General features: G+C 62.8%; 22 protein-coding genes. 4 read left to right on the top strand and 18 right to left on the bottom strand.

Translation table 11 applies throughout. The features are described from left to right. Positions 1 to 8 precede the first annotated feature (8 nt). The 18 genes from ASE11_RS24160 to ASE11_RS24080 form a co-directional block, all read right to left on the bottom strand. Positions 9 to 1,244, bottom strand: coding sequence for a hypothetical protein (locus ASE11_RS24160; RefSeq protein WP_056278037.1), 1,236 nt, complete (start codon positions 1,242 to 1,244; stop codon positions 9 to 11). A gap of 688 nt (positions 1,245 to 1,932) precedes the next feature. Then, entirely contained in the window at positions 1,933 to 3,207 is a 1,275-nt protein-coding gene (locus tag ASE11_RS24155; RefSeq protein WP_056278034.1) for a DUF1173 domain-containing protein, read from the bottom strand. A gap of 9 nt (positions 3,208 to 3,216) precedes the next feature. Beyond that, positions 3,217 to 4,314: an LPD7 domain-containing protein gene (locus ASE11_RS24150; protein WP_056278030.1), complete on the bottom strand. Its 1,098-nt coding sequence runs from the start codon at positions 4,312 to 4,314 to the stop codon at positions 3,217 to 3,219. Between the two features lie 38 nt (positions 4,315 to 4,352). Further along, entirely contained in the window at positions 4,353 to 4,997 is a 645-nt protein-coding gene (locus tag ASE11_RS24145; protein ID WP_056278028.1) for an OmpA family protein, read from the bottom strand. Beyond that, entirely contained in the window at positions 4,994 to 7,033 is a 2,040-nt protein-coding gene (locus tag ASE11_RS24140) for a type IV secretory system conjugative DNA transfer family protein (protein WP_082586000.1), read from the bottom strand. Before ASE11_RS24140 ends, ASE11_RS24145 begins: the two co-directional genes overlap by 4 nt. Beyond that, positions 7,030 to 8,172 (bottom strand): P-type DNA transfer ATPase VirB11, encoded by a 1,143-nt coding sequence (virB11, locus tag ASE11_RS24135; protein ID WP_056278026.1) that lies wholly within the window; start codon positions 8,170 to 8,172, stop codon positions 7,030 to 7,032. Before virB11 ends, ASE11_RS24140 begins: the two co-directional genes overlap by 4 nt. Then, positions 8,169 to 9,497 (bottom strand): type IV secretion system protein VirB10, encoded by a 1,329-nt coding sequence (gene virB10 / locus ASE11_RS24130; RefSeq protein WP_056278023.1) that lies wholly within the window; start codon positions 9,495 to 9,497, stop codon positions 8,169 to 8,171. Before virB10 ends, virB11 begins: the two co-directional genes overlap by 4 nt. Then, positions 9,494 to 10,408 (bottom strand): TrbG/VirB9 family P-type conjugative transfer protein, encoded by a 915-nt coding sequence (locus tag ASE11_RS24125; RefSeq protein ID WP_056278020.1) that lies wholly within the window; start codon positions 10,406 to 10,408, stop codon positions 9,494 to 9,496. The genes virB10 and ASE11_RS24125 overlap by 4 nt, the downstream gene beginning before the upstream one ends. Continuing rightward, on the bottom strand, positions 10,405 to 11,175 hold the full coding sequence (locus ASE11_RS24120; RefSeq protein WP_056278017.1) for a virB8 family protein: 771 nt from the start codon (positions 11,173 to 11,175) through the stop codon (positions 10,405 to 10,407). Before ASE11_RS24120 ends, ASE11_RS24125 begins: the two co-directional genes overlap by 4 nt. Positions 11,176 to 11,197: 22 nt before the next feature. Beyond that, the gene (locus ASE11_RS24115; RefSeq protein ID WP_235501448.1) at positions 11,198 to 11,815 is read right to left on the bottom strand and encodes a type IV secretion system protein; all 618 of its coding nucleotides are present in this window, start codon (positions 11,813 to 11,815) and stop codon (positions 11,198 to 11,200) included. 103 nt (positions 11,816 to 11,918) lie between these two features. Further along, positions 11,919 to 12,953: a type IV secretion system protein gene (locus tag ASE11_RS24110; RefSeq protein ID WP_056278012.1), complete on the bottom strand. Its 1,035-nt coding sequence runs from the start codon at positions 12,951 to 12,953 to the stop codon at positions 11,919 to 11,921. 12 nt (positions 12,954 to 12,965) lie between these two features. Next, positions 12,966 to 13,394, bottom strand: a complete 429-nt coding sequence (locus ASE11_RS24105) for a hypothetical protein (RefSeq protein WP_056278009.1) — start codon at positions 13,392 to 13,394, stop codon at positions 12,966 to 12,968. Further along, positions 13,391 to 15,901, bottom strand: coding sequence for a VirB4 family type IV secretion/conjugal transfer ATPase (locus ASE11_RS24100; RefSeq protein WP_056278006.1), 2,511 nt, complete (start codon positions 15,899 to 15,901; stop codon positions 13,391 to 13,393). The genes ASE11_RS24105 and ASE11_RS24100 overlap by 4 nt, the downstream gene beginning before the upstream one ends. After that, positions 15,885 to 16,217: a type IV secretion system protein VirB3 gene (locus tag ASE11_RS24095; RefSeq protein WP_056278133.1), complete on the bottom strand. Its 333-nt coding sequence runs from the start codon at positions 16,215 to 16,217 to the stop codon at positions 15,885 to 15,887. Before ASE11_RS24095 ends, ASE11_RS24100 begins: the two co-directional genes overlap by 17 nt. 18 nt (positions 16,218 to 16,235) lie before the next feature. Next, entirely contained in the window at positions 16,236 to 16,526 is a 291-nt protein-coding gene (locus ASE11_RS24090; protein WP_056278003.1) for a TrbC/VirB2 family protein, read from the bottom strand. After that, positions 16,523 to 17,032 (bottom strand): lytic transglycosylase domain-containing protein, encoded by a 510-nt coding sequence (locus ASE11_RS24085; protein WP_056278000.1) that lies wholly within the window; start codon positions 17,030 to 17,032, stop codon positions 16,523 to 16,525. The genes ASE11_RS24090 and ASE11_RS24085 overlap by 4 nt, the downstream gene beginning before the upstream one ends. A gap of 11 nt (positions 17,033 to 17,043) precedes the next feature. Continuing rightward, a complete protein-coding gene (locus ASE11_RS25625; RefSeq protein ID WP_082585999.1) occupies positions 17,044 to 17,628 on the bottom strand; it encodes a hypothetical protein in 585 nt (194 codons plus the stop codon). Between the two features lie 436 nt (positions 17,629 to 18,064). Beyond that, positions 18,065 to 18,508 (bottom strand): Cd(II)/Pb(II)-responsive transcriptional regulator, encoded by a 444-nt coding sequence (locus ASE11_RS24080; RefSeq protein ID WP_056277997.1) that lies wholly within the window; start codon positions 18,506 to 18,508, stop codon positions 18,065 to 18,067. Positions 18,509 to 18,587: 79 nt separating this feature from the next. On the opposite strand from ASE11_RS24080, the gene ASE11_RS24075 reads away from it, so the two are divergent. The 4 genes from ASE11_RS24075 to ASE11_RS24060 are packed head-to-tail and all read left to right on the top strand — an operon-like array spanning position 18,588 to position 20,520. Continuing rightward, complete coding sequence (locus tag ASE11_RS24075) at positions 18,588 to 19,241, top strand: cation transporter (RefSeq protein ID WP_056277994.1); 654 nt, start codon at positions 18,588 to 18,590, stop codon at positions 19,239 to 19,241. Continuing rightward, positions 19,225 to 19,602 (top strand): DUF3703 domain-containing protein, encoded by a 378-nt coding sequence (locus ASE11_RS24070; protein WP_056277991.1) that lies wholly within the window; start codon positions 19,225 to 19,227, stop codon positions 19,600 to 19,602. The genes ASE11_RS24075 and ASE11_RS24070 overlap by 17 nt, the downstream gene beginning before the upstream one ends. A gap of 32 nt (positions 19,603 to 19,634) precedes the next feature. After that, the gene (locus ASE11_RS24065) at positions 19,635 to 20,102 is read left to right on the top strand and encodes a hypothetical protein (protein WP_056277989.1); all 468 of its coding nucleotides are present in this window, start codon (positions 19,635 to 19,637) and stop codon (positions 20,100 to 20,102) included. A 46-nt stretch (positions 20,103 to 20,148) separates the two neighbouring features. Then, the gene (locus tag ASE11_RS24060; RefSeq protein WP_056277986.1) at positions 20,149 to 20,520 is read left to right on the top strand and encodes a hypothetical protein; all 372 of its coding nucleotides are present in this window, start codon (positions 20,149 to 20,151) and stop codon (positions 20,518 to 20,520) included. Positions 20,521 to 20,644: the final 124 nt, after the last annotated feature.

Genomic DNA, 20,644 nt, shown 5'->3' with positions numbered 1-20,644 from the left:
GTCGGCGATCAAGCGTACTTCGGCTGCGAAGAGGCCGGGCCAAAGAAAAGGCGTCGAACCTGCTTCTCGTACTCAGAGGCCACTTTTTCGAACGTCTTCTGGCTCTTCGCGCTTGCTGGGGGCTTGCGCTTGGCGACTCCTCGATCGAAGCTGACCAGCAAGTTGGGTTGCCCCAGCTTCGTTAGTCCATCGCGGAATCGATCGGGTGACCGCACGAGGTAGCGGGCCACGTCGGGCGGCAGGGTGGTGCGGCCATCCTCTGAGTCGTCAAGTTCCTTCATCCGATGCGCGTACAGCTCGCTGAAGACATCGACATGCCCCACCTCGTAGATGGCATCTAGTGCCTTCCACGTGCGCTCTCTGATGCTCACCAGGAACGCTTCATCGAATTCCATCGTCGCCAGGCGCTCCAGTGTTGCTGGATCAACATCCACCAGCAGTAGCGGCGCGCCGATGATGGCCGCGAGCTCGTAGTGCGCCTCGATGACCTTAATTGCCTTCGTGAAATCCCTCCCCGAAAGCTCATGCGTGTGCATGAAGTCGTCGCGGATGCTGACGAACGCGGTCGAACTCTTCCAGGAGTCGCGTGGGGGGAGGGCCTTGGCCAGGGCGCGAAGTTCCCATCGGGACAGCTTGTCCGTGTACGTTCCTTGGCCGTATTCGTACGTGATCGCATCTGCCACCCGCTCAAATTCCTCACCTGCGGCGACCATCCGGCCAAACCCTTGGCCCAGAGCTTGGAGATTGATGATGCCTATCTCGGCGAGGTGCGTTTCGTCGCCCTTGCTCTTGCGGTACCGAAACACCTCACCTGTTTTGTCTATCCGGGCGAATTCCGCGATGGCGGCCTCCAATGGCGCGAGCAGCGCTGGAAGCCGGCGATCAGCCGTCGTACACAGTTCCTTCAACGTGTCCAGCAGATCGCCCAATACATGGGTCGAGTCCAGCACCATCGGCAGCGTGTTTCGCAGTGACGACACGCGGGCTATCTGCCGCTTGAGGAAGAGCTCGATGTGATGTCGGGCGCAGTACCCGATCGGGTAGATCAGCGCATCAACGTAAACCGTGACGTGCTCGTTCGAATCTGAGTCCACGTAACCTTGTTGCTTCGCGGTTGCGATGAGTGCCAGTGCGGCTTGCGCGAAGCCGGTGACGTACCCGTGGTCATCGTCGCTACCTGTGTTGTTCCCGACACAGGCGTTCAGGTCAGGACTGATGCCTACGTCAATTAATTTGGTCGTCATATGGATCGTCTTCGCCAGGTTGCGGACGGTAGTGCCAAGGTGTGATCACGCTCCCGACGGTCCGCATCGCTGAGCGAAAGCCGTGGAGTGACAGAGGCCGTCGAGCATGGAGAATACAGTTACATGGCTGCGGCGATACTTGACGATTGATGCACTGGAGTTGCCGCCCCGCAAACCGAGTCCATCTCCCGCGCCAGTTGAAGCGCTCGTTTTTTGACGGCAGAAGTGACGGTAAAGTACGATGTCCCAACCCCTAAAAGCAAGCATCCATGCTGGTTTCCAGCCCTCGGAAACCATTGAGTGGGCTTGGTTTCTAGGGACGGTGCGGTGGTGTCGCCGCGGCCTGATTCCCGCGGCTCCTGGTTAAGCAACCCGCTGGACTGGCACAACGTTGTTGGCCGTCAAGATGGCGTCAATTCGCTCGCCCTATAGCCGCCTGCCTCACGCTTTTGTTCGGCAAAGTCATGATGCAGATAATGCCTGCGAACTTTGCTGCCTGGCAACACTAGATGGTTCTGGCCGAGATCAACTACGGGTGGCCTGACGCGCAGGGCTTGCAGCGTCGTAAAGTCAGTCCGGCGTAGGTCATGCGGCGTTGATGCCGTTTTTTTTCCGTCGGCCAGCACCACAGAGTCGTCATTCCTACTATGCCGATGCGCTCCGGAAACTGAAGGGCTGGCGCTGGGTCTCACTCTACTTCGACCGGCTCGGGCGAGGCCGACGGCTGGGCGTTGAACTGGCGCCGCGGTAGCGCAGGCATGTCGCTGAGGACTGGGTTCCACCGCCAAGCAGCGCCGCTGGAGTCCGGCGGTAGTACGGAACGATCGGCCGGCAAACGCGTATCCAGGTTGTGTTCGTGGTCGATGAACAAGGGGCAGGGCTTCGCGCCGCAGTCCAGCAAGCTGGCACACACCAGTGACTGATCGCCTTGCATGTTGTACCGCAGGCCTTTCACGAAGCTGCGGCCCTGCCGAACCAGTGCCTCGACCAGTTGTCGGTCCCAGCCGTCGTTAACCGGCAGCCACTGGCTGGTGGTGAGCATGAGGGACATTTCCACGATGCACGGAGTACCGGCTTCGTCCACCCGAATGGTGGCGACCATAAGCAAGTGCAGGTCGGGCTCCGTGCTCCAGAGGCTGAGTTCGCATTCAAAGCATCTACCCAGGCGTCGGTAGAGCGCATCGTCCAGTGCGAACGCTTGGTCTGGGAGGTGTTTGATGACGGCTTTGTGACCAAATCGGGCGGGCGCGATCTCCTTGACCTCGGCCACCATCAGCAGCAGGGGCTGGGGTTGGCCATGTCTGGGCGCACTCCGGGCCCACAACCGTTGTCGGCGAGTCTGGATGGCGTTGCGCTGTTCTACCGAAAACACTTCCGGGATGTAGAGGCTGGCCAGCAGGGGCTGACCATGGGTGGTTTTGTTTTCTGCCGCCTGCAGCAGGTGTCGCCGCACAGTGGCCCAGTTGCGCCGACCGGCGAACCCGGGCTTCCAGTGGGTCAGTTCGGCCTGATCCCACAAGTAGTGGAGTAGGGCGCGCAAACCGAGCCTCTGTCCCTGTGACGCCACGCTGCTGCTGGAGCTGCCGGCTGCCGGCTGCATGTGGCGGCCTGGCAGCTTGGTCATGGGGAAGTCCAGCCTGAGCGAAGTGACGCCCGTGACCGGGTTTTCAACGATGGCGGAGCCCACCAGCGGGCCGAGGCCTGAAAAGTCGGCCGGTGGTTCGTAGGATGTGCAATCGGTGGCGTGCTGCCAGCCGGTGTTAGGCATGCGCTTGATGACGAAGCCATCACTCAGGCGGGCCACATACATCTCAGCGCCTGGAGCACCTGGCTTGCACAGGCAACGCGGCCGCAGGTGGTGGGCGTGGGCTTTTGCTATGGCTTCGGGGAAGTCGGGCATGGTCCGATCCCAAGGCTGACCGCCAATTTGATAGGCGGGTGCCGGTACGGGCGGGCTGTCCACAGCGCCCCCTCAGCGCGCTGGCGCGGCGCGTTCGCGGGTGCGTTGTTGCTCCTGCGCTGGCACCACGCCTGGCCGTTGTGATGGCACGTTCTTGTCATAGAGTTTGACCTTGGGCGCCTGACCTTCGCGGATGCGTTGGGCGAGCTTCTGTTCTGCCGCCGCCATGATGGCTTCGCGCCGCTTCTCGGGCACACGGTTGGCCACGAGGATGGCTTCGATGGCGGCCAGCACGGTCTTTCGTCCACCGCTGCCCCAGCCCGCGGGTTTGTCAGCAGAGCCGTTCCCGTGGGCTGCACCGCCTTCGCGCGTGGGTTCGATGCGGTTGGTCTGTCGCAGCTCGCGCTCCACCTTAAGGCGTTCCATGTCCGCGAGGTTGGGCTCGTAACCCAGGGTTTTCACGCCGCGGGCGGCCGCTTCCAGCCAGACCATCCGCCGGAAGTCTTCGTTGCCGGTCACCCGCAGGGACTGCCAGTTGCGGGCTTCGGCCACATCGACCATTGAGCGAGCCACCGATGGGCTGTTGGTGTCGGTGGCCAGCCGGAAGGTGGATTCGGTGAAGGCGACGCGCGAAGTGTCACCCCGGTAGCGGTATTCGGTCAGGCCGATGCTGAGGTCACCCACGGTGACTGGGGCGCGCTTGATGATGTAGCGGTCGGTCAGCGCGGCCTCCAGTCGGGCCACGAGCGCTTCGCGCTCAGCCTTTGCTTCCAGTCGGTCAAACGCCTTAGACGGTGCAGCTTCTGGCGCGGTCTTTTCTGGTTGTGCGGTCGGTGAGGGACGCTGTTGCTCGCGCGGTTCTCCGCGCTGCCATTGCCCATCGACCTTGTGAACGAACGACTTTTGGCCCCTGGCGTCCAGAACCACGAAGCGGTTGGCGCCGAGCTGATCGGCTTTCGCCGTCATGTCCTGGTAGCGGTCGCTTCGGTAGGTGAGGTCGGCAAAGGGGTCGCGCAGTTCGTACCGCTCGCCCGGTTCTGGCCCCGGCGTCTGGAAGGTTCGAATGGCGACTTGGGCGCGGTCGGCAGGTTCCACCGTGCCACCCACAGACGCTGGGGCATCCGATGCAGACCGATCCGCGCGGCGGGAGGGTGCGGTTTTCTCGTCCATGGGGATCTCCTTCGGTGGTGGGTTCAGATGGCCACAGGTCAGGGTTGAGGCTCTGCCGAGGCCTGTGTGGGTGTGGGGAGGACGCGGTACACCTCGATCTCGACCCGGCGGTTGAGGTTGCGGCCCTGTGGGCTGCGGTTGTCGGCCACGTGGTCACCGCTGGGCTGGTGGGTGGCGCGAATGCGCGTGGGGTCCACGCCGGAGGCGATAAGGTAGTCGCGCACGGCGTTGGCCCTGGCCTGAGCGATGCGGCTCTCGCCGGATGAGTCGCTGTGGCCGTCGGTGCGCCCTCGCAGGACCACGAGCGGTGCGGCTCTGGATTCATCCACCAGGGCGGTAGCCTCGGTTGTTGGAATCGACACGTGGGTACTGTTGAAAGCGAAGTGAACGGTGTGCACGCGATTGGCCATCGCCTTCTCTTGCATCGACGCCACCAGCTGTTGCCGTACAGCCATGTGGGCCAGCGTGGCCGCTGTGGTCTCGGCAAGGCGGTTCGATTCGTTAGCCACGATGCGGGTGTTTTGCAGATCGTTCTTGCAGACCTGCAGCTCCACGGCCAGCTTGGCGTTGGCGGGCCGCTTTTGGGACTCGTCCACGGTGGGTGGTTTGGGCGGCGAACTGCAAGCGCTCAACAGCGCGATCAGTGAAGCGGTCAGGGCAATGGTGACGGGGGACGTGTTCATGGGCTTTCTCCCAAGGTTTCAAGGCGCACGGTTTCCACCTCGGGTGCAACGAGCTGGACGGAGGGGTAGGGAACACGCGCTTCTTCGTCGGCGGGTTCGATGGCTCCGCCATATGCTTCAGGCGCTACGAATTGACAGAAGAAGTCGATGCATGTTTGAGCCGCTTTGGCTGCAGAACCTTCCAGCTGGTCATTGAGGATGGTGGTGTCGTGGGCGAGTTCCTCGACATGCAACTCCTTTTTCCCCGGGGGGAGTTCGTCATCGGCAATGTGCCAGCGCTGCTGAACCTTGGCCTGGTGCAGGTCCATGTTCATCGGCTTCACTTCAGGCGCGGGCAATAGGCGAGCCGTGAACGCCTTGTCCTGGAAGTAGCGAATTTTTTCGCCCAGGATCGGTTTGCAGTTCTCGCAGATCACCACCAGGCGCTCGCGCCCCAACTCTTTGAATTCCTGCGGCAGCAGCAGGGCGCGGCGCTGCTCGCTTTCGTTGCGGCTGACGGTGCTGTGACCGTGTCCGCTGAGGGAGCGGCTGCGCCCGTGGGAAGTGGCACGCTCGGTGAAGTGGCCCAGCATGGCGCTGTACTCGTCGGCGTCACGCTGTTCGCGCGGGGCGAAGAGGATCTGCAGGCCGTGGTTGGTGGCGAAAGTGCGGGCTTCCTTGTCCCCGTAGACCGCGTCCAGCTGCGACATGGCCTGCACCACCGTGAGCAGGCGCAGGTTGTACCCCGCCAGGAAGGCCGCCGATTGGGAAATGATCCCCACGCGGCCCATGGCGGCGAACTCGTCGTTGACCAGCAGGCACTGGTGCTTGAGGGTCTTGTCCTGCGAAGGCAGATGCTGCGTGTTGAGGCTGACCAGTTGCGAGAAGAAGAGGGCGAGCAGTGGCCGGGCGTTGGCCAGCCGGTTGGGCGGGATGCGCACATAGACCGACATGCGCTGCCGGCGGAGCTGGCCCAGGTCGAAATCGTCGGCGCTTGTGGCCGCATCGACGACCGCATCCGCGAAGATGGTCAATGGCGCGTGGAACGTGGCCACGACGCTGGACAGCGTGTTGTCCGAGTTGCTCAGGAGCCGCTGCAACGCGTCCACGCATTCGTCGGAAAATGGCTTGTCGGTCACGTTGCGTTGCTTGATCAAGCCATTGAGGTGGTCCTTCAAGGAGCGGCCTTGACCCGAGGACTGTCGCAGCATCTCGGCCACCGTGCGGGGCAACTCAGGCGTTTCAAGCAGCAACAGGCCCAGGCCCAGAAACAGGTTGCGCGCCTGGTCGTTGAAGAAGGCTTCGGACGAGGTGCCGCTGCCGTCGTTGGGGAAGAAAACCTGGCCGATGCCCAGTAGGTCGCCGACCCGGTGCAGTGGGCTGGTGCGCACGGCAGTTAGCGGGTTCCAGCGGTGGCTGCGGGCGAGTTCGTCGAAAGGAGAGAAGGCGTAGACCGCCTGGCCGTGGGCGGCGCGGTAGCCTGCCGTGATGGCGTGGTTTTCGCCTTTGATGTCGAGCACGACGACGGAATCGGGCCAGTTGAGCAGGTTGGGAATAACCACGCCCACGCCCTTGCCGCTGCGGGTGGGAGCGGACAACATCACCGACAGCTGGCCGGGCAGGGCGAGGTACCGGCCTTTGAATCGGCCGATCAAGATGCTCGGGGCGTCCGGACGGTAGGCCGAATGAATGAGGCCTGCTCGGGCCACTTCGCCAGCCGAGGCGAAACGCGCGTCGCCATGCAAGGCCCGGCGCGGTCGGGCTGCAGTGAACAAGGCGCCGGGCAGTAACACCAGCAAGCCAATGCCGGACAGCGCCATGGCGGCCAGAAGGCGCTGACGCAAGACGGCATCGTCGGCATAGAGCTGCCAGTAGGTGGCGATGCTGCCCCAGCGGGCTTGCCGGGGGTCGGCCTTGCTGAGCATCAGAAACAGCACACCAGAGACGTACACCGCCGCACAAAGCAGGGCGGTGGCCACGAGCGCTGCGAAGGCGCCTGCGGCAACCCGTCTGCCCAGCGACCAGGTGGCGAAGGGCAAGGCCAATGTCTGGCTCATGGCGGCACCCCCTCGCTGGCGGGAGGACCTGGCTCCAGCAGGGGGCTGGCGCGAAGCGGGTTGTGGCTGGGTGTGCAATTCCTGCGACGGGGTTCGTAAGCCACATCGGCGATGAAGCGGCCCTGCTCGTCCCGGTCAAACTGAACGATCACATCGACCACGATACGCAGCAGGCCCTTGATCTCGTCCATGCGCAGGCCGCCACCGGCACCGCTTTCGCGGATCATCAGCGACATCTGTTCCAGCGCCAGATCGCAACTGCCGGCGTGCAAGCTGGTGATGCTGCCCGGGTGGCCCGAGGCGGCCAGCCGGATGAAGGAGAAACACTCTTCTCCCCGAAGCTCGGCCAGAAAGATGCGGTCCGGCTTCATGCGCAGGCAGGCTTCCAGCAATGACTTGGCGGTGACCCGGGCGGTGCCCTGGGCGTCCTTGCTGTAGAACAGGTGCACCACATTTGGATGATTGGGCAGGGTGAGTTCGGCCGTGTCCTGAATGGTGATCAGGCGCTCATGTTTCGGCACCTCTTCGACCAGGCCTTTCATGAAGGTGGTCTTGCCCGAGCCGGTTTTACCGCTGACGACGATGGTGCGGTGATGGAGCACGGCCAGGCGCATGAAGTCTGCATAGCGACCTGCGGCTTTCAGGGCCAGCAGTTCCCGCTCGAAGGCTTGCAGGCCGTCGTTGCTCTCACGGCTCGGCGCGGTGGTCTTTTGTCCGACGCGGCCGAACAGACCGTCTTCCTCGAAGTCGCGCAGGCGAAGCACCACGATTGACGGCTTGCGGATGGTGATGGACACGGTGCCGCGCGGCACCGCAGGTGGTATGACGAACTGGATGCGCTCCCCCGTGGGCAGCGTGGCCGACAACAGCGGTCGTTCTTGGTTGATCTGCTGGTCGCAGTAGGTAGCCAACGCCGTGGCCAGGGACAGGCAGCGCTCCTGCGTCATCGACGGTGCGTTGACAACCTGCCAGCCGCCCACGGTTTCAACTTGCAGTTCGCCCGGTCGGTTCACGCAGACCTCCAGCACACCCGGAGCGTCCAGCTGTTCGCGCAGCGGGCGCAAGAATTCCACCACCGAGGTGGCGTCGCCGCACCAGCCGCCGAGCGGGTGTTCTTCGATGCCGGTCAGGGTGTTCATCGTTGCACCGGCTGGAGTTCATAGACCGACGAAAAGTCCACATCGCGGGCAACGTAGATGCCGACGATACCGCCCTGGTTCTGGTACAGCAGGGGTGGGATGTTGATGGTGCTGTCCAGCACCTTCTCCGCCAGCTTGCTGGTGCTGTCGGTGGTGGACGGCAGGACGATGGTGTCGGCCTGCTGGTCTTGCGCCTGGTTCTGGATCACCAGCTTGACCGAGTCGTCGATCAGCGAGAGCAGCATGGCCGCGCCTATGCGCTCCCCCCAGCGGTTGTCCACGTAACCATCAATCCCCGACTCGCCGAGCTGTCCTGTACCGGGCGACTCGATGTCCACCGTCACGCCATGCGGCGTTCGCAACCGCGTCCACAACACCGGGATACGGACCATGCCGGGCCGGACCGAGGAAATGCGGTATTCGCCGTCCAGGTGCGAACCGCGTTCGATCAGCAGCACGCGCCCGTTGTCCCCGTACACATTGCGCTGGGCCTGGCAGCCGACAAGGCCCGACGTGGCGCTGATCACCTTGGTTTTGAGCGCGCAGGTGAAGGCCGTGCCTTTGGGCAAGGTGAGGCTGCGGTCACCCAGCGTGCCGGCTGCAACCTTGGGGGTGGCGGAGCCTTGCAATTTGCCGCTGAACAGACCCGCAGCGGTTGCAGGCAGGCCCGCGCCCGCCATCGAGCCCATTGCACCGAGGCTGGCTGCGTTGCCACCTTGGCCGCTGGCTATGGTTGTGCTCTGGGTCAGGTTGTCGAGCAGGCCCTGCAGCTGGCGCTGGTAGGCTTGCAGGCTGCGGCTGGTGTTGCCGACCGGATCGTCTGGATTCGCTGAGGCTTCGCCGGGGCGCGATGCATTCGACGTGCTTGACGATCCGGAAAGCGCGCCGGGACGTGCAGACACAATCAGCACCGGTGCATCTTCTGGCGCTGTGCCCTTATTGGGCGGTGAAGGTCCGCCGCCGCGTACACCAATGGGCTCCGCCACCTCAAGGGTTGGCAGCAAAGCGGGCACACGCGGCGCGGGTGGGGCCGTCATGTCCAGTGTGCGTGTTCCAGCGCTGGCGGCGGAAGGCCTGTCCCGTACCAGCTTGGCGTCTTCATTCGAGATCGGACCGCTGGTGAAGAAGCGGTTGATGGCAAAGCCAGCGAAAAGCACCAGGGTCAGCACCATCATGCCGAGCCCAAGTGCCCCTTTGCGCGACCAGTTGATGCTGCGTGCCGCCGTCACCTGGGGTATGCCTGGCTCGCCCGGTAGCGGGGTGATGGTGTTGCCGTCCGGGGGGTCAGCGTCTGACGAGTTTCGTGCGTTGGCTTGATCGTTCATGGTGTGACTCCGGTGGAACGGTTGTCGAGGGATGCTTGGCCAGTCTTGAGTACCCGTTGCACTCCGGGCACCGTGGTCGCCCCTTTTGCGGCGGCGCCTTCCAAGTCAAAGGCCTCGTTCCAGATGCCGACGACCGCCGAACCCGCCCGCAGCATCAGTCGCCGGCTGACTCGGTCCACCACCAGCAGGTCGTCTTCCATCCTGGCATTGACAATCGTCTCGCTGCCATCACCGAGCACATGGAACACTGCCGGCACATCGCGGTTGCCCGGAAAACGCAGGTAGGTGAATCGACCATCGTCGTAGACCATGGTCGGCACGATGTCATGTGAGCCCGCGCCTTCGGCGAGGGAATACTGGGAGTTCATCACGGTGGGTTTGGCCTGCAGGCGCTCGGAGACCAGCTGTTGGGGTGTGGGTGCTGGCGGAACTGGGGGCAGAGCGGAGAGCGCGGCAAGGTCTTGCTGCGCCAGGCGAGATGCCGGCCTCGCTTGCACAGGTGCCTTGACGCTCAAGCGGTAGACCGGTTGCTGCCGATCGTTGTCGGGCAGCACCATGAAACGCAGCGCATGCGTGCGCCGGTCGGTAACCACAGCCAGGTTGTTGGGGGCGTCCGCGCCGGACTTGGCTTTGACGAACAGGGTTCGGCCGCCCGGCTGTGCCGCGACGCACCAGACGGCGTCGGCCTTGCTGCAGTCGCCGCCCTGGCCCACGGCCACTTCGGTGATCACCTCGTCCTGGTCGAACACCACCAGGGTCACCATGCCCCGTTTGACGGGAACGGTCACCACCGCCAGCGGGTCGTAGACCACCTCGCGCAGGCGCGGATCGGCCGGCTTCGCATGCGTCTGCGCGAACAGGCTCGAAGACAGCGAGCAAGCGATCAATACTGCCAAGACGGTGCGCTTCATGGCCGTGCTCCCGATGCCTGGGTGTTGATCTCTGGATCGGACCGGTAGGCCGTGACCACGAAGCCGAAAGGGTTCTCCAGCCGGTCGGCTTCTTTGACGAGCACCTTGGGCTGGTACTGGTAAACGATGCTGGCCACGTGGCGGGTGATGACATCCGGCAGGTTGCGGTCGGTCTGCCGCACGACTTTGTCGTAGGTGACTGTGGCGTCGCTGAGGTTGCCGCTGCGCCCCGAAGCCCGCAGGCGCACCCCGACGATGTTGATGCGCCATTCCTCTGCGGCGCCGATCTTCTTCTGCAGCGCGCCGTCGCCCTCGAACTGCCGGTTGTATTCGGCAAACGCACTCGGCACGGCCATGCGCGCTACTTGGTCAAAGTCGCGCTGCAGGAACATCCAGCTGTAGCTCTCACGCGCCCGCACGAAGGCCGCCAGGTTGTGCTTGTCCAGTGCCTCCATGGCAGGGATGGTTTCTTCGCTAAGACGCTGCTGGACGGTGGTTTCTCCCGTGACGCGGTCCACGACGATGGGAATTTCCACCACGCGGCGCAGCGGCCCCTGCACGAACACGGCAGCAATGCCGATAAGGCCAAGCACCAGCCCGGCCACCGCGACGCGCCAGGCTCGCCGTTCCGAGCGTTCAAGCATCAGGGCGCGGTCGATTTCCCATTCGCGGTTCGACGTGAAAGTCGGCGATTCGGCGTCTTTCGAAGGCTCGCTGGGCTGTTTTGGCCATGCGGCGGCTTTACCTGACATCAGGATGGCACTCATGGGGGGCTCCGGTGGTCTGTGTTTAGGGCAGGTAGTCCGCCACCTTGCCGGTACGGCCCAGCATCTGATACTGCCGTTCGCGCTCGCGCGAGCGGGCGATGCGCTCCTCGGTGTCGACCATGCCTTGCAGCATCTGCACCTGCGACACCTCGTGGGCGAGCAGGGCGTTTTCAGCGCCGATGCGGGCCTGAATTTCCAGCACCGATTTCTGGTCGGTGGTCGCGTTGATCTGGGTCATCAGCGACTGGATCTGTGTGAGGCGGCCGGCGGCCGTCTTCATCGCGTCTTGCAGCAAGCCCTTCTGTTGATACGGCTGTGCCAAAGCGGCTTGGCAACTGGTGCGCGCGTCACCCGTGAGGTCCATGCAGTTGTAGACCATGCTCGCGTCGCGCAGTCCTTTGGCCGTAGCGTTCAGCCCGCTGTAGCCCGAGGTGTTCACCGCGTTCAGGTGGGTGAAGGCTTCGGCCGGGACGTAGTTCTTCAGACGTGGGTCATTGAACACATTGCCCAAATTCCGAATGCCGTTGATGCTTTCGATCTGGGTCTGCAGTTGTCGGATTTGCTGTATTTGGTGGTTGATCTGGGTGATGTCGTTCACGACCTGCTGGACAGTCTGAACCAGGTTCGCCACATCGATCACGGGAATTCCTCCGGCGCGGGCATGATTACCGCTCACGGCTATGAGAACGGCAGTCGCAACTTTGAGATGTTTGTGCATGTTGAACTCCTTGGCTGTGTGGTGATCAGGACCGGCCTCGCAGCGCGGCGAGTTTGTAGGCGGCGGAACGGGCGGCGCCGTAGCCTCGGCGGGCCACGGTAGTGGCTGCATGCGGAAGAGCATTGCCTGCGCGAATGACGCCGCCTGCACCCGCAGCGGCGCTGGCGCCCCGCGCGGACGAGGCAGAGCGCAGACCCGAAACCATCATGGCGTTCTGGATCATCTGGATGCCTTGTTGAATGGCGGCACCGCCTGTGAGGGCTGAGGCCAAGCTGGGCGCCTGGAAGCAGATGATGGCCATGAGGATCATGAGCACGCAGTAGCGCGTGGCCTCTCCCAGGACATTGAAAGTGCTGCCCATGAATCCGCCACCGTCGGCAATGGCCTTGAACATGGCCGCGCCCATGTAGGCGCTCAGACCTAGCGCGAAGAAGGCGAACCAGGTGAGCACCACCGCGTTCAACACCATCGACAACCAGCTGTCAAAGAAGCGGGCGGTGGGGCGCCACGCAAGACAGAGGATGAATAGAGGCCCGACGGCGATGACGAAGGTCAGGAACAGCTTGGCCAGCGTGACAACGAACAGGCCAATGCACAGGAACAAGACCGATCCGATGGAGAAGATGGCCCCGGCCAGCATCAGGTCCAGTCGGAACATGCTGGCCTCCTTCATGATGTCCGCCACCTGCGCACTGGCGTCGTCGTTGAACTTGTCGAGCAAAGCGTAGGGCGAACTCACCGTGCTCGGGTCCACCCCCGAAGGCAGAAAGGTGGAGGCTACGCCCATGGCCAGCGCATTGGCGGTGTCGGACACGTTACTGATGTAGAACCCGGACTGAAGCGCAAATGCCAGCACCAGACCTATCTTGAACACCTTCCAGACGAAGATGGGCACTGTTTCGGAGACTTCGTTGCGCAGCACCGCCCAGCCGTACAACGCCACCCAGATCGTCATCGCCGTCAAGGCGATGGGAGCAATGGCAGCCATCAGCGACGACACCACCCCCAGCACGTAGCTGCTCAGAATGGCATTGAACTGCGACCCAACCCAGGCGAACATGGCGGTGCACTCCTATTGAACAGCGTCAAACGGCAGGTTGGCCGGTGGGCGCGCGAAGACCTTCACGCACCTGCTGCCCAGGTCGGGGTACTGGCATTGCAGCCATTCGCCACCCGACTTCACCACCCACAGGCGCGCAAGCATGGTCGTGCCATAGCTCGATGGCCTGCAAGTGCCCGCGCGGGCATACACCTCGGTGCACTCGCGCAGGCCCTCTGGCGTCTCCACCATGTGCCATGGCCCAGCATGACAGCCAGCTATTGCGGCACAGGGCTTGGTGCTGCGGATGGGGCCTGTCGTTGGCAATGGCGCTGTTTCCACTTGACTGCCGCCACCGGGCATGGCACGGGTCGCCTCGTTTCCCTTGACAAATTGGGCAGATGCGCCGCTGCTGGCCAGCGCCAAAGCGATCAGTGCGAACAATTGAGCGTGGGTCTTCATTGAGCTCTCCTGGAAGTGCGGGATTTGCGATCCTGAACCTCGCGCAGCAGCTCCGGAAGCCACAGAAACGGATCGTTACCGTATCGTTCACGAACGGTGTCGAGCAGGGCTACGTTGTCAGTGGTTGCCGAGAGCACGGTGATGAAGTCGTCCATGCCGCCGAGGTCCAGCTCGCAGATGGCGCTGGTGTGGCCCTGCTTGACAAGGAAGCGGCGCCCACCCTGTGCGCCCAGGCTGCGCACGATGCCGAACTCGGCTTCGCTCAGGCCGAAGCCCTCAACGTACTCCTCGCGCACTGCCTCCGGGTTGGCGAGGAATATCTTCGTCACGCTTTGTTCGACCATGGTCCGCCCGATGGGATGGCGCAGCACATCGGATGGACTCTGGGTGTCGAAGATGCCCAGCCCGTTTTGCTTGCGGATGGTCTTCTGCTTCTGTTTGGCGAAGTCGCTGAAAATCTCGTGGTCCAGCGCTTTCCAGAACTCCGAGATCACGTAGATCAGCCGTTCGCCATTCACCAACTCTTCCATTACCTGCAGCAGGTAGAGCATGACGGGGGTGCGCACCTCGGGCAGGTCCAGAAACTCCGTGGTGTCAAAGGCAATCACCGACGCCGCGCCCAGGTTCATCAACTGGTCGTTAGCCTGGTCGAACACCCAGCCCAGGGCACCACCTTCACACCAACGCCCCATTCGCTCATACAGGCTGTTCTCGCCCGACTTTGGCAGGTTCTGCCGAATTGTTGAAAAGCGGCGCAGGGTCGGCGGCATCATGGCCACTGTCTTGACGGCATCCGCTATGGCGCGTTCATCAGCCGGCAGCAGCGGCAGAGCCGGGGTGGCAATGCAGGTGCGGATCAGCTGTTCCCAGAACTGGATGCGCGCCGGGGTGGGGTCGCGTTGCAGCGGATTCAAGTGCGTGGGCTTGCCGGCCTCCAAGGTGAAGTAGCGGCCATTCAGGGCGCGGATGGCGATCTCGCATCCCCGGTCCAGATCAAACAGCACCAGGCGCGGCGCCGGGTCCCACTTGCGGGTGAGGGTCAGCAAGAACATCTCCAGCGTGGTCTTGCCGACGCCGGTGGACCCGATGATGATGGTGTTGCCAGGCAGCTTCTTGTCGGCCGACTCTTCACCTTCCGGGCTGCTGTGTAGGTTCAGGTAGAAGGGCTGACCGGAAGGAGTGCGGAGTAAAGCCAGCGCTTCACCCCAGGGGTTGCCTTCGCGTTTGCCCCGGGCAAAGTTGTGCCCGCTGGCCAGGGCCGCGAAGGCGCGCGATGAAAGCTTGGCATCGCGCGGGCGCCACTGCCAGTTGCCGGGCATCTGAGCGAACCAGGCAGCGTCGGCCACCAGATCGACGGGCGACATCTGCAGGCTGGACGCTTCGCCCACCGCGCCGATAGCTTGCGCCGCCCTGCGCCCCGCATCGGCCAGGCTGTCTTCCCCAGGCTGACCAAACACCACCAGGCTGTAGTGGTACTCGCCCATGCAGAACTGGCCATCGCCCAGCTCGTTGAGTGCTTCGTCCATGTCCGCTATCTGGCTGGCTACCACGTCGTCGCTGGCGATCAACTGGTCGCGTTGCAGCTCCAGCGCCCGCATGGCTTCGCGCCGGGGCAGTATCGAAAAGCTCTGGGTTTCGATGAACTCGCTGTCTTCGTACAGCAAGGCGTTCAGGATGCCGGGCTCCACCGCGTCGGCGTATTCCTTGATGTCCACCAAGGCTGCGCAGCGGCGCTGTTCACCGTGGCGCAGCTCCAGCTTGTCGCCACCGAAAGACAGCCGGGTGGTCGGCAGGGTCCGGTAGAGCGGCCCGGCCGCCAGCGGCACCGGCTTCCAGCAGCCGTTGACCAAGTAGCCCAGAAACTCCGCAAGTTCGGAGTACCGTCGCCCACCTTGTGCGCGTGTACCCAGCAGCTGCGGGCCGAAGCCGCGCAGTACCCGGTGTACGAAGGCGGTCCGTTCCTCGATCACGCGCAAGGCCTCAGCGTGCGCTGCGGCGATGGTAGCTTTCGATCGCTGGGTCGATTGCAGCGCCCGGCTGATCCGAGAGGTGCTGGGCCGGTAGACCAGCGTCAGGTACAGCTCGTTGCTCATCATGGCTCGCCCACCCAGCTTGGCCTGGTAGGCCTGCGAGAGGTCGCGCGCGAAGCCGGGTTGAGGCGGGTCCTCCAGCCGGTCCTGGACTTTTCGGTGCAGCCGGTGGGTCCACACGGCCCACTGACCGCCCGCCAGGTTGCGCAGCAGGCTGCACAGGGCCTCATGCCGTTCAGCGATCAGGTGGTCATCGGCGCATTCGAAGGCCACCCCGTCCAGCCGCCAGACGCGCATGAAATCGCCCCCACGCGTGATGACGTCGTGCTCGCTGACCAGCGAAGAGAAGGGCACAAACCGCGCAAGCGGATTGTCCTTCAGTGCCTGTGTCCAGTGGCGCGGTTGTGCCTTGCCTGATGCAGTCCGCGAAGGGCTGCGACGGGTCGCGCCGCCAGTGCGGTCAAAGATGCCAAACATCGGAAGCTCCGCGGTAGAGGGTGGGCGAGTAGCTGCGCGCACGCCAGAACCTCCGGTTGTGGTCGTGCAACGTCAGCTTCAAGGCAACAAAAATCTGCCGGAACCGCTGGTCATCCCGGGCTGTCAACCAGCGCATCCAGAGCAAGACCGGTGCAATGGACAGCATCACGCCCAGCGCGATCCACCAGCTCACCAAGATGCCGCCCCACATGATCAGCAACATGCCGCTGCCAAACAGGATCACCAGCGGTACCAGCGGTATGCCCAGCTTCATGGCCGGGCGCGTAGCGCCCTTGTAGATGGCTTCGGTTTGCATGTTCAGCACCTTGGGCCTTCAGCTGACGATGTAGCTGGCGAAGGCCGCCGCTCCACCCACCAGCGTGCCGCCGATCAGCACGTTGGCCACATCGGCCAGGCGCGCACCCTGGAAAATCATCTTGAAACCTGCCCAGATGATCGCGATGGTCACCACCGCAATCGAGATCGTCACCAGGATGGTGTTGACGTTGGTGACCGTGGTGTTGATCTTGTCGAAGCCCTGCGCCCAGCCCTTGGAGGCTGCGGCCGAGAGCAGCAGGGCGCTTGAAATGGGACGCTGAGGTACGAAGAAATGAAAGCGGTTCATGACGGCTCCTTCACAGGGTTGGGTGGACTGATGCGAATGGGGTTTCTCGCAGCCGCAACCACCTTGCCCACGTAGCCATGGCGAAAGCCGGTGGAGAAGTTACCGCTGTAGTAGCAGGAGAGGGCTGCGCGAAGCGCTGCCTGATCAGCCAATCCCCGAGGCGGCTTGCGCTGTGCCCGACCGAAACACTCGGTCAAAACGGCCTGCATAGCGGCCAGATTGGTGCAAGGCTCGAAGGCTGTGGACAGCGAAAGGCCCAAGCGCGAGAAGTTGCCCACATTGATCTGCCCAAGGCCAACGCTGAAGTTCCGCCCAGCGGCCTGCAGCGCTTCTGCCGTGGCAATGGCTTCTGTGCGGTGGCGCGGCTGGCGCTGCAACGCTCCACCGACCACACCGATGGCCCAGGGGTTGAAGGCGCTCTCAACGGTGACCAGGGCGTGCGCAGTGTTGGCGTGCACCTGCGGTGCGCAGGCCAGTGCGAGCGCCAGGAATGTGGAGGCTTCCATGACGGCGCTCCTCAATTCCCCGAGTCGGTAGGAGGCGCAGGGGGTAGAGCTGCCTGCCAGGCTGCATGATCGTCGTCAAATTGGTTGTCCCAACTTCCGAGTTGGGCCTTGGCGGCAGGACTGAAATCCGTCACGGTGTCACCGCCCATGTTCCACCAGGTGCGCGAGAACGGTTTGCCGTCGATGGAGACAGCCACTGCACCGACGTAATCACAGGTGTAGATGAGGCTGCTTTCCGATTCGTGGACCCGGGTGTATTGAAGCGGGCAGTTGCCCGGTGCTCTGGCCCATGCGTGGTTGGCCGAGTTGCCGGCGCCGGCCATGTCGCACGACGGGAACCCCTTCCCACGCGCCAGGTCACGAAGCACTTGCCTGATCGGCGGCACACACTGAGGAATCGACTTCCAGCTCGGTGCTGCGAAGCAAAGCAGCACCAGGCAGCCATCAACAGCTCGTGCGGCTGTCGGGGCGAGGAGCGCCAAGGTGAGCAGCAAGCCGGTTACAACGTTGGCCAGAATTGTTGCCAAGCTTCTCGGTTGGCCTGCTGCTTCGGTGGAACGCCCAAACAGCGTGCCGGCTTGCGATGGATGGTTCATGGTCGAGTCCTTCGGTTCGACGCCGTTCAGGAGGAGGCACTTCTTGCCGGCTCTTTGAACACCGTGAACTCAATGTAGGACTTGAAACACCTTGCGCCGCTGCTGGATTCGGGCTGTTTTCCAGCGCAAATGGGTGCGAGATCAACCACATCAGCTCTAGCGCGACGTCAGTGCGCCCCTGTGCTGACTTTCAAGTTCCGGTCCCAAGCAGCTCGAGGGGTCCTGATCGTGAACAACCGAAGTGCAGCGAGTACTGCTGCTGGTTGGCCTTGAGCCGCGACCGACAACATGCGGACATCAACAGCCATTCGCCTGCATCATCTGTCCGGCCAGTGCTTAGACTGGTTGTGGACGCTAGCAGAAGCAGTATGGGCCCCAGGCGTCCTGCCCAATGCAGCCGCTCAGGATTCAGAAGGCAATGACCGGCTTTAAGTTCTTACCGATCATTGACGTGGCTTGGCACTGCATGGCAAGCGCAAGCCTCGCCGTGAGCTGCCGACACCAGCTCGTCCAAAATTCCGCAGCGCCCTTCATGTGTGCCAGAGCAACGCGCTCGCAGTTGTAATAACTGCTTCTCCAGCGCCCGCATGCTCTTGAGACGCGCCCTCACGCGAGCCAGTTGATCGTCCACGAGCAGGTCCACCTCTCCGAAGTGGGCATCGGGCTCATCCACAAAACCAAGCAATCGATTGACATCGGCCAACGGCATGTCAAGAGCGCGGCAGTGGCGGATGAACGAAAGACGCTCCAAGTGTGCCACTTCGTATTCGCGGTAGCCGTTGTCCCGCCTTGCTGGTGCGGGCAGCAACCCCTGTTTTTCGTAGTAGCGGATCGTCTCCACATCCACACCCGTGGCTCTGGCCAGTTCCTTGATCTGCATCGTGAAAGCCTTCGTTCAACAAGTTGTTGACATTGTAGTGGCTCCAGGGTTTCCAATGGATACATTGAAAGGAAAAACCATGTCCGCCCATTGCGACCATCACGCTCCCCAGGCAGAAGCCATCGTGGACCTGCCACGCTACCGCAAGATCCTCTGGATTGCGCTCATCGTCAATGCCACCATGTTCCTGGTGGAGATAGGCGCGGGTGTGCAAGCCGGTTCACTATCGCTGCTGGCCGATGCGGTGGACTTCGCCGGAGATGCCTTGAACTATGCCGTCTCACTTGCGGTGCTGGCCTCGGCGCTGGCCTGGCGTGCCCGCGCGGCCATCCTGAAGGCCGTCAGCATGATCGGCTTTGGCATGTACGTGCTGGGTGCTACCGTGTGGTCGGTGTGGCATGGCGAGGTGCCACAGGCCTTGACCATGGGTGTGGTCGCCCTCATGGCGTTGGTGGCCAACGTCTCTGTAGCATGGATGCTGTATGCATTCCGCGAGGGCGATGCAAACATGCGCAGCGTGTGGCTGTGCTCACGCAATGATGCCATTGGCAACGTGGCTGTCTTCATGGCCGCCCTGGGCGTGTTCGGTACCGGCTCTGCCTGGCCCGACCTGGCGGTCGCAAGCCTGATGGCTGCACTGGCTCTGCACGGTGGCTGGACAGTGCTGCGACAGGCTCGGGGTGAGATTGGAAAGGGCAATATTAAAGGAGGCCATCATGACTACGTCCACTGACACGCTGGCAGGCCGCCAGTTCGACAAGGCCACTTTCGCTCGACTCGTCCAAGGAGCCGAACTGGCTGGCTCCACAGAACGTGCGTGGCTGTACCTTGAGGCCGCGCATGTGGTGGGGCAGCTCCACTTCAAACCGCATGTGCGGACGCACGCACTCATGTTGGGTTTGGCGTGGCGCACGCGCGACTGGCCAGAGGCTGCAGGCCAGGTGCTCAGGCTGGCTTTGGTGCCCTTGGGCCATTTGAGCGGAAGCTTGCCCTTGGGCAACCCGGGACGATCGACGGTGAGCGCTTTTGAGCCTATCCCGGTGCGCCAGGAGCTGGCCGAGTTGATAGCGCAAGCGGCCAGGCCGCTGCGTTGAAGACTGGCAAAAACAACAAAGCAAGCCAAAACATGCAGCTCCAAATTTCTACGTATCTTGATTGTTCTGTTGAAAAAGCGATTACCCACGCCAAGACAACGCGGATGCTGAAGTTCGTTGCCTATCCCTTGGTTCACTTCACGCCGATCACGCCGAGCACCTGGCCCGATGCATGGGCTGAAGGCACGTATTGGGTGGGGGTGCGAATCCTGGGGTTGTTGCCTTTCGGCCGACAGGCCATCGTGATCTCTTTCCCACCGTCCGAGGACGGATTCCTTCTCCGCGACAACGGGTTCAGCGCCCTCGTCAACGTCTGGGATCACACCATCTCGATCTCATTGGAGGCTGGTCAAACCCGATACATGGATACGGTGACCATCAATGCAGGCGTGTTCACGCTCCCCGTTTGGTTGTTTGCACAAGCGTTCTACCGGCACCGACAGCGTCGGTGGCGCCTGCTTGCTCGGCATGTCGCGGAGGTTGAAAGGCCTGCGCCGTGAATTGCCACGCTCCATCTGGTCTATCCCGCGGCCTTAAAATCCAGAGATGCGCCTCTTTCTGGTTCTATTGATGCTCACGCTGCTGCCGCTGCAGTTCTCTGCCGCTGCGGCGGCTGACTGTTGCAGCCACGTTGCACTTGCCCAACAACCCCAAACCCAGCACCACCAGCCAACCCATCTATCGGTGGTTCAGGGTGCGGAAGGCGTTGCTTCGGCCATTCTGGACTTTGATCTTGACTGCGGGACCTGCCATGCCAATTGCACCGCCGCAGTGATGGCTACGGCCGAGACCATGGCAGACCCTGCTGGCGTCGAGCGTGGCGAACACCTCGTTGAACTCATCCTGCCGCCTTGGCACGAGCGACCCTACCGGCCCCAATGGTTCGCCCCGCGTTCGGGGTTGACTGCTTCTGCCTGATGCGCTGACAGGCACCTCTTCCCCGATCCACTGGCTTCAAGTGGTCACCCCCTCTAACGGTGACCCTTCTCGGATCGTTTTGGAAGGACTCTCTCATGAATGCTCGCTGGACCCAGCGAAACCC

This window comes from Hydrogenophaga sp. Root209 (assembly GCF_001428625.1).
In the GTDB taxonomy this organism is placed as follows: domain Bacteria; phylum Pseudomonadota; class Gammaproteobacteria; order Burkholderiales; family Burkholderiaceae_C; genus Hydrogenophaga.
The sequence above is the reverse complement of the archived record's forward strand: the minus strand, read 5'-3'. Positions and strand labels throughout refer to the sequence as shown.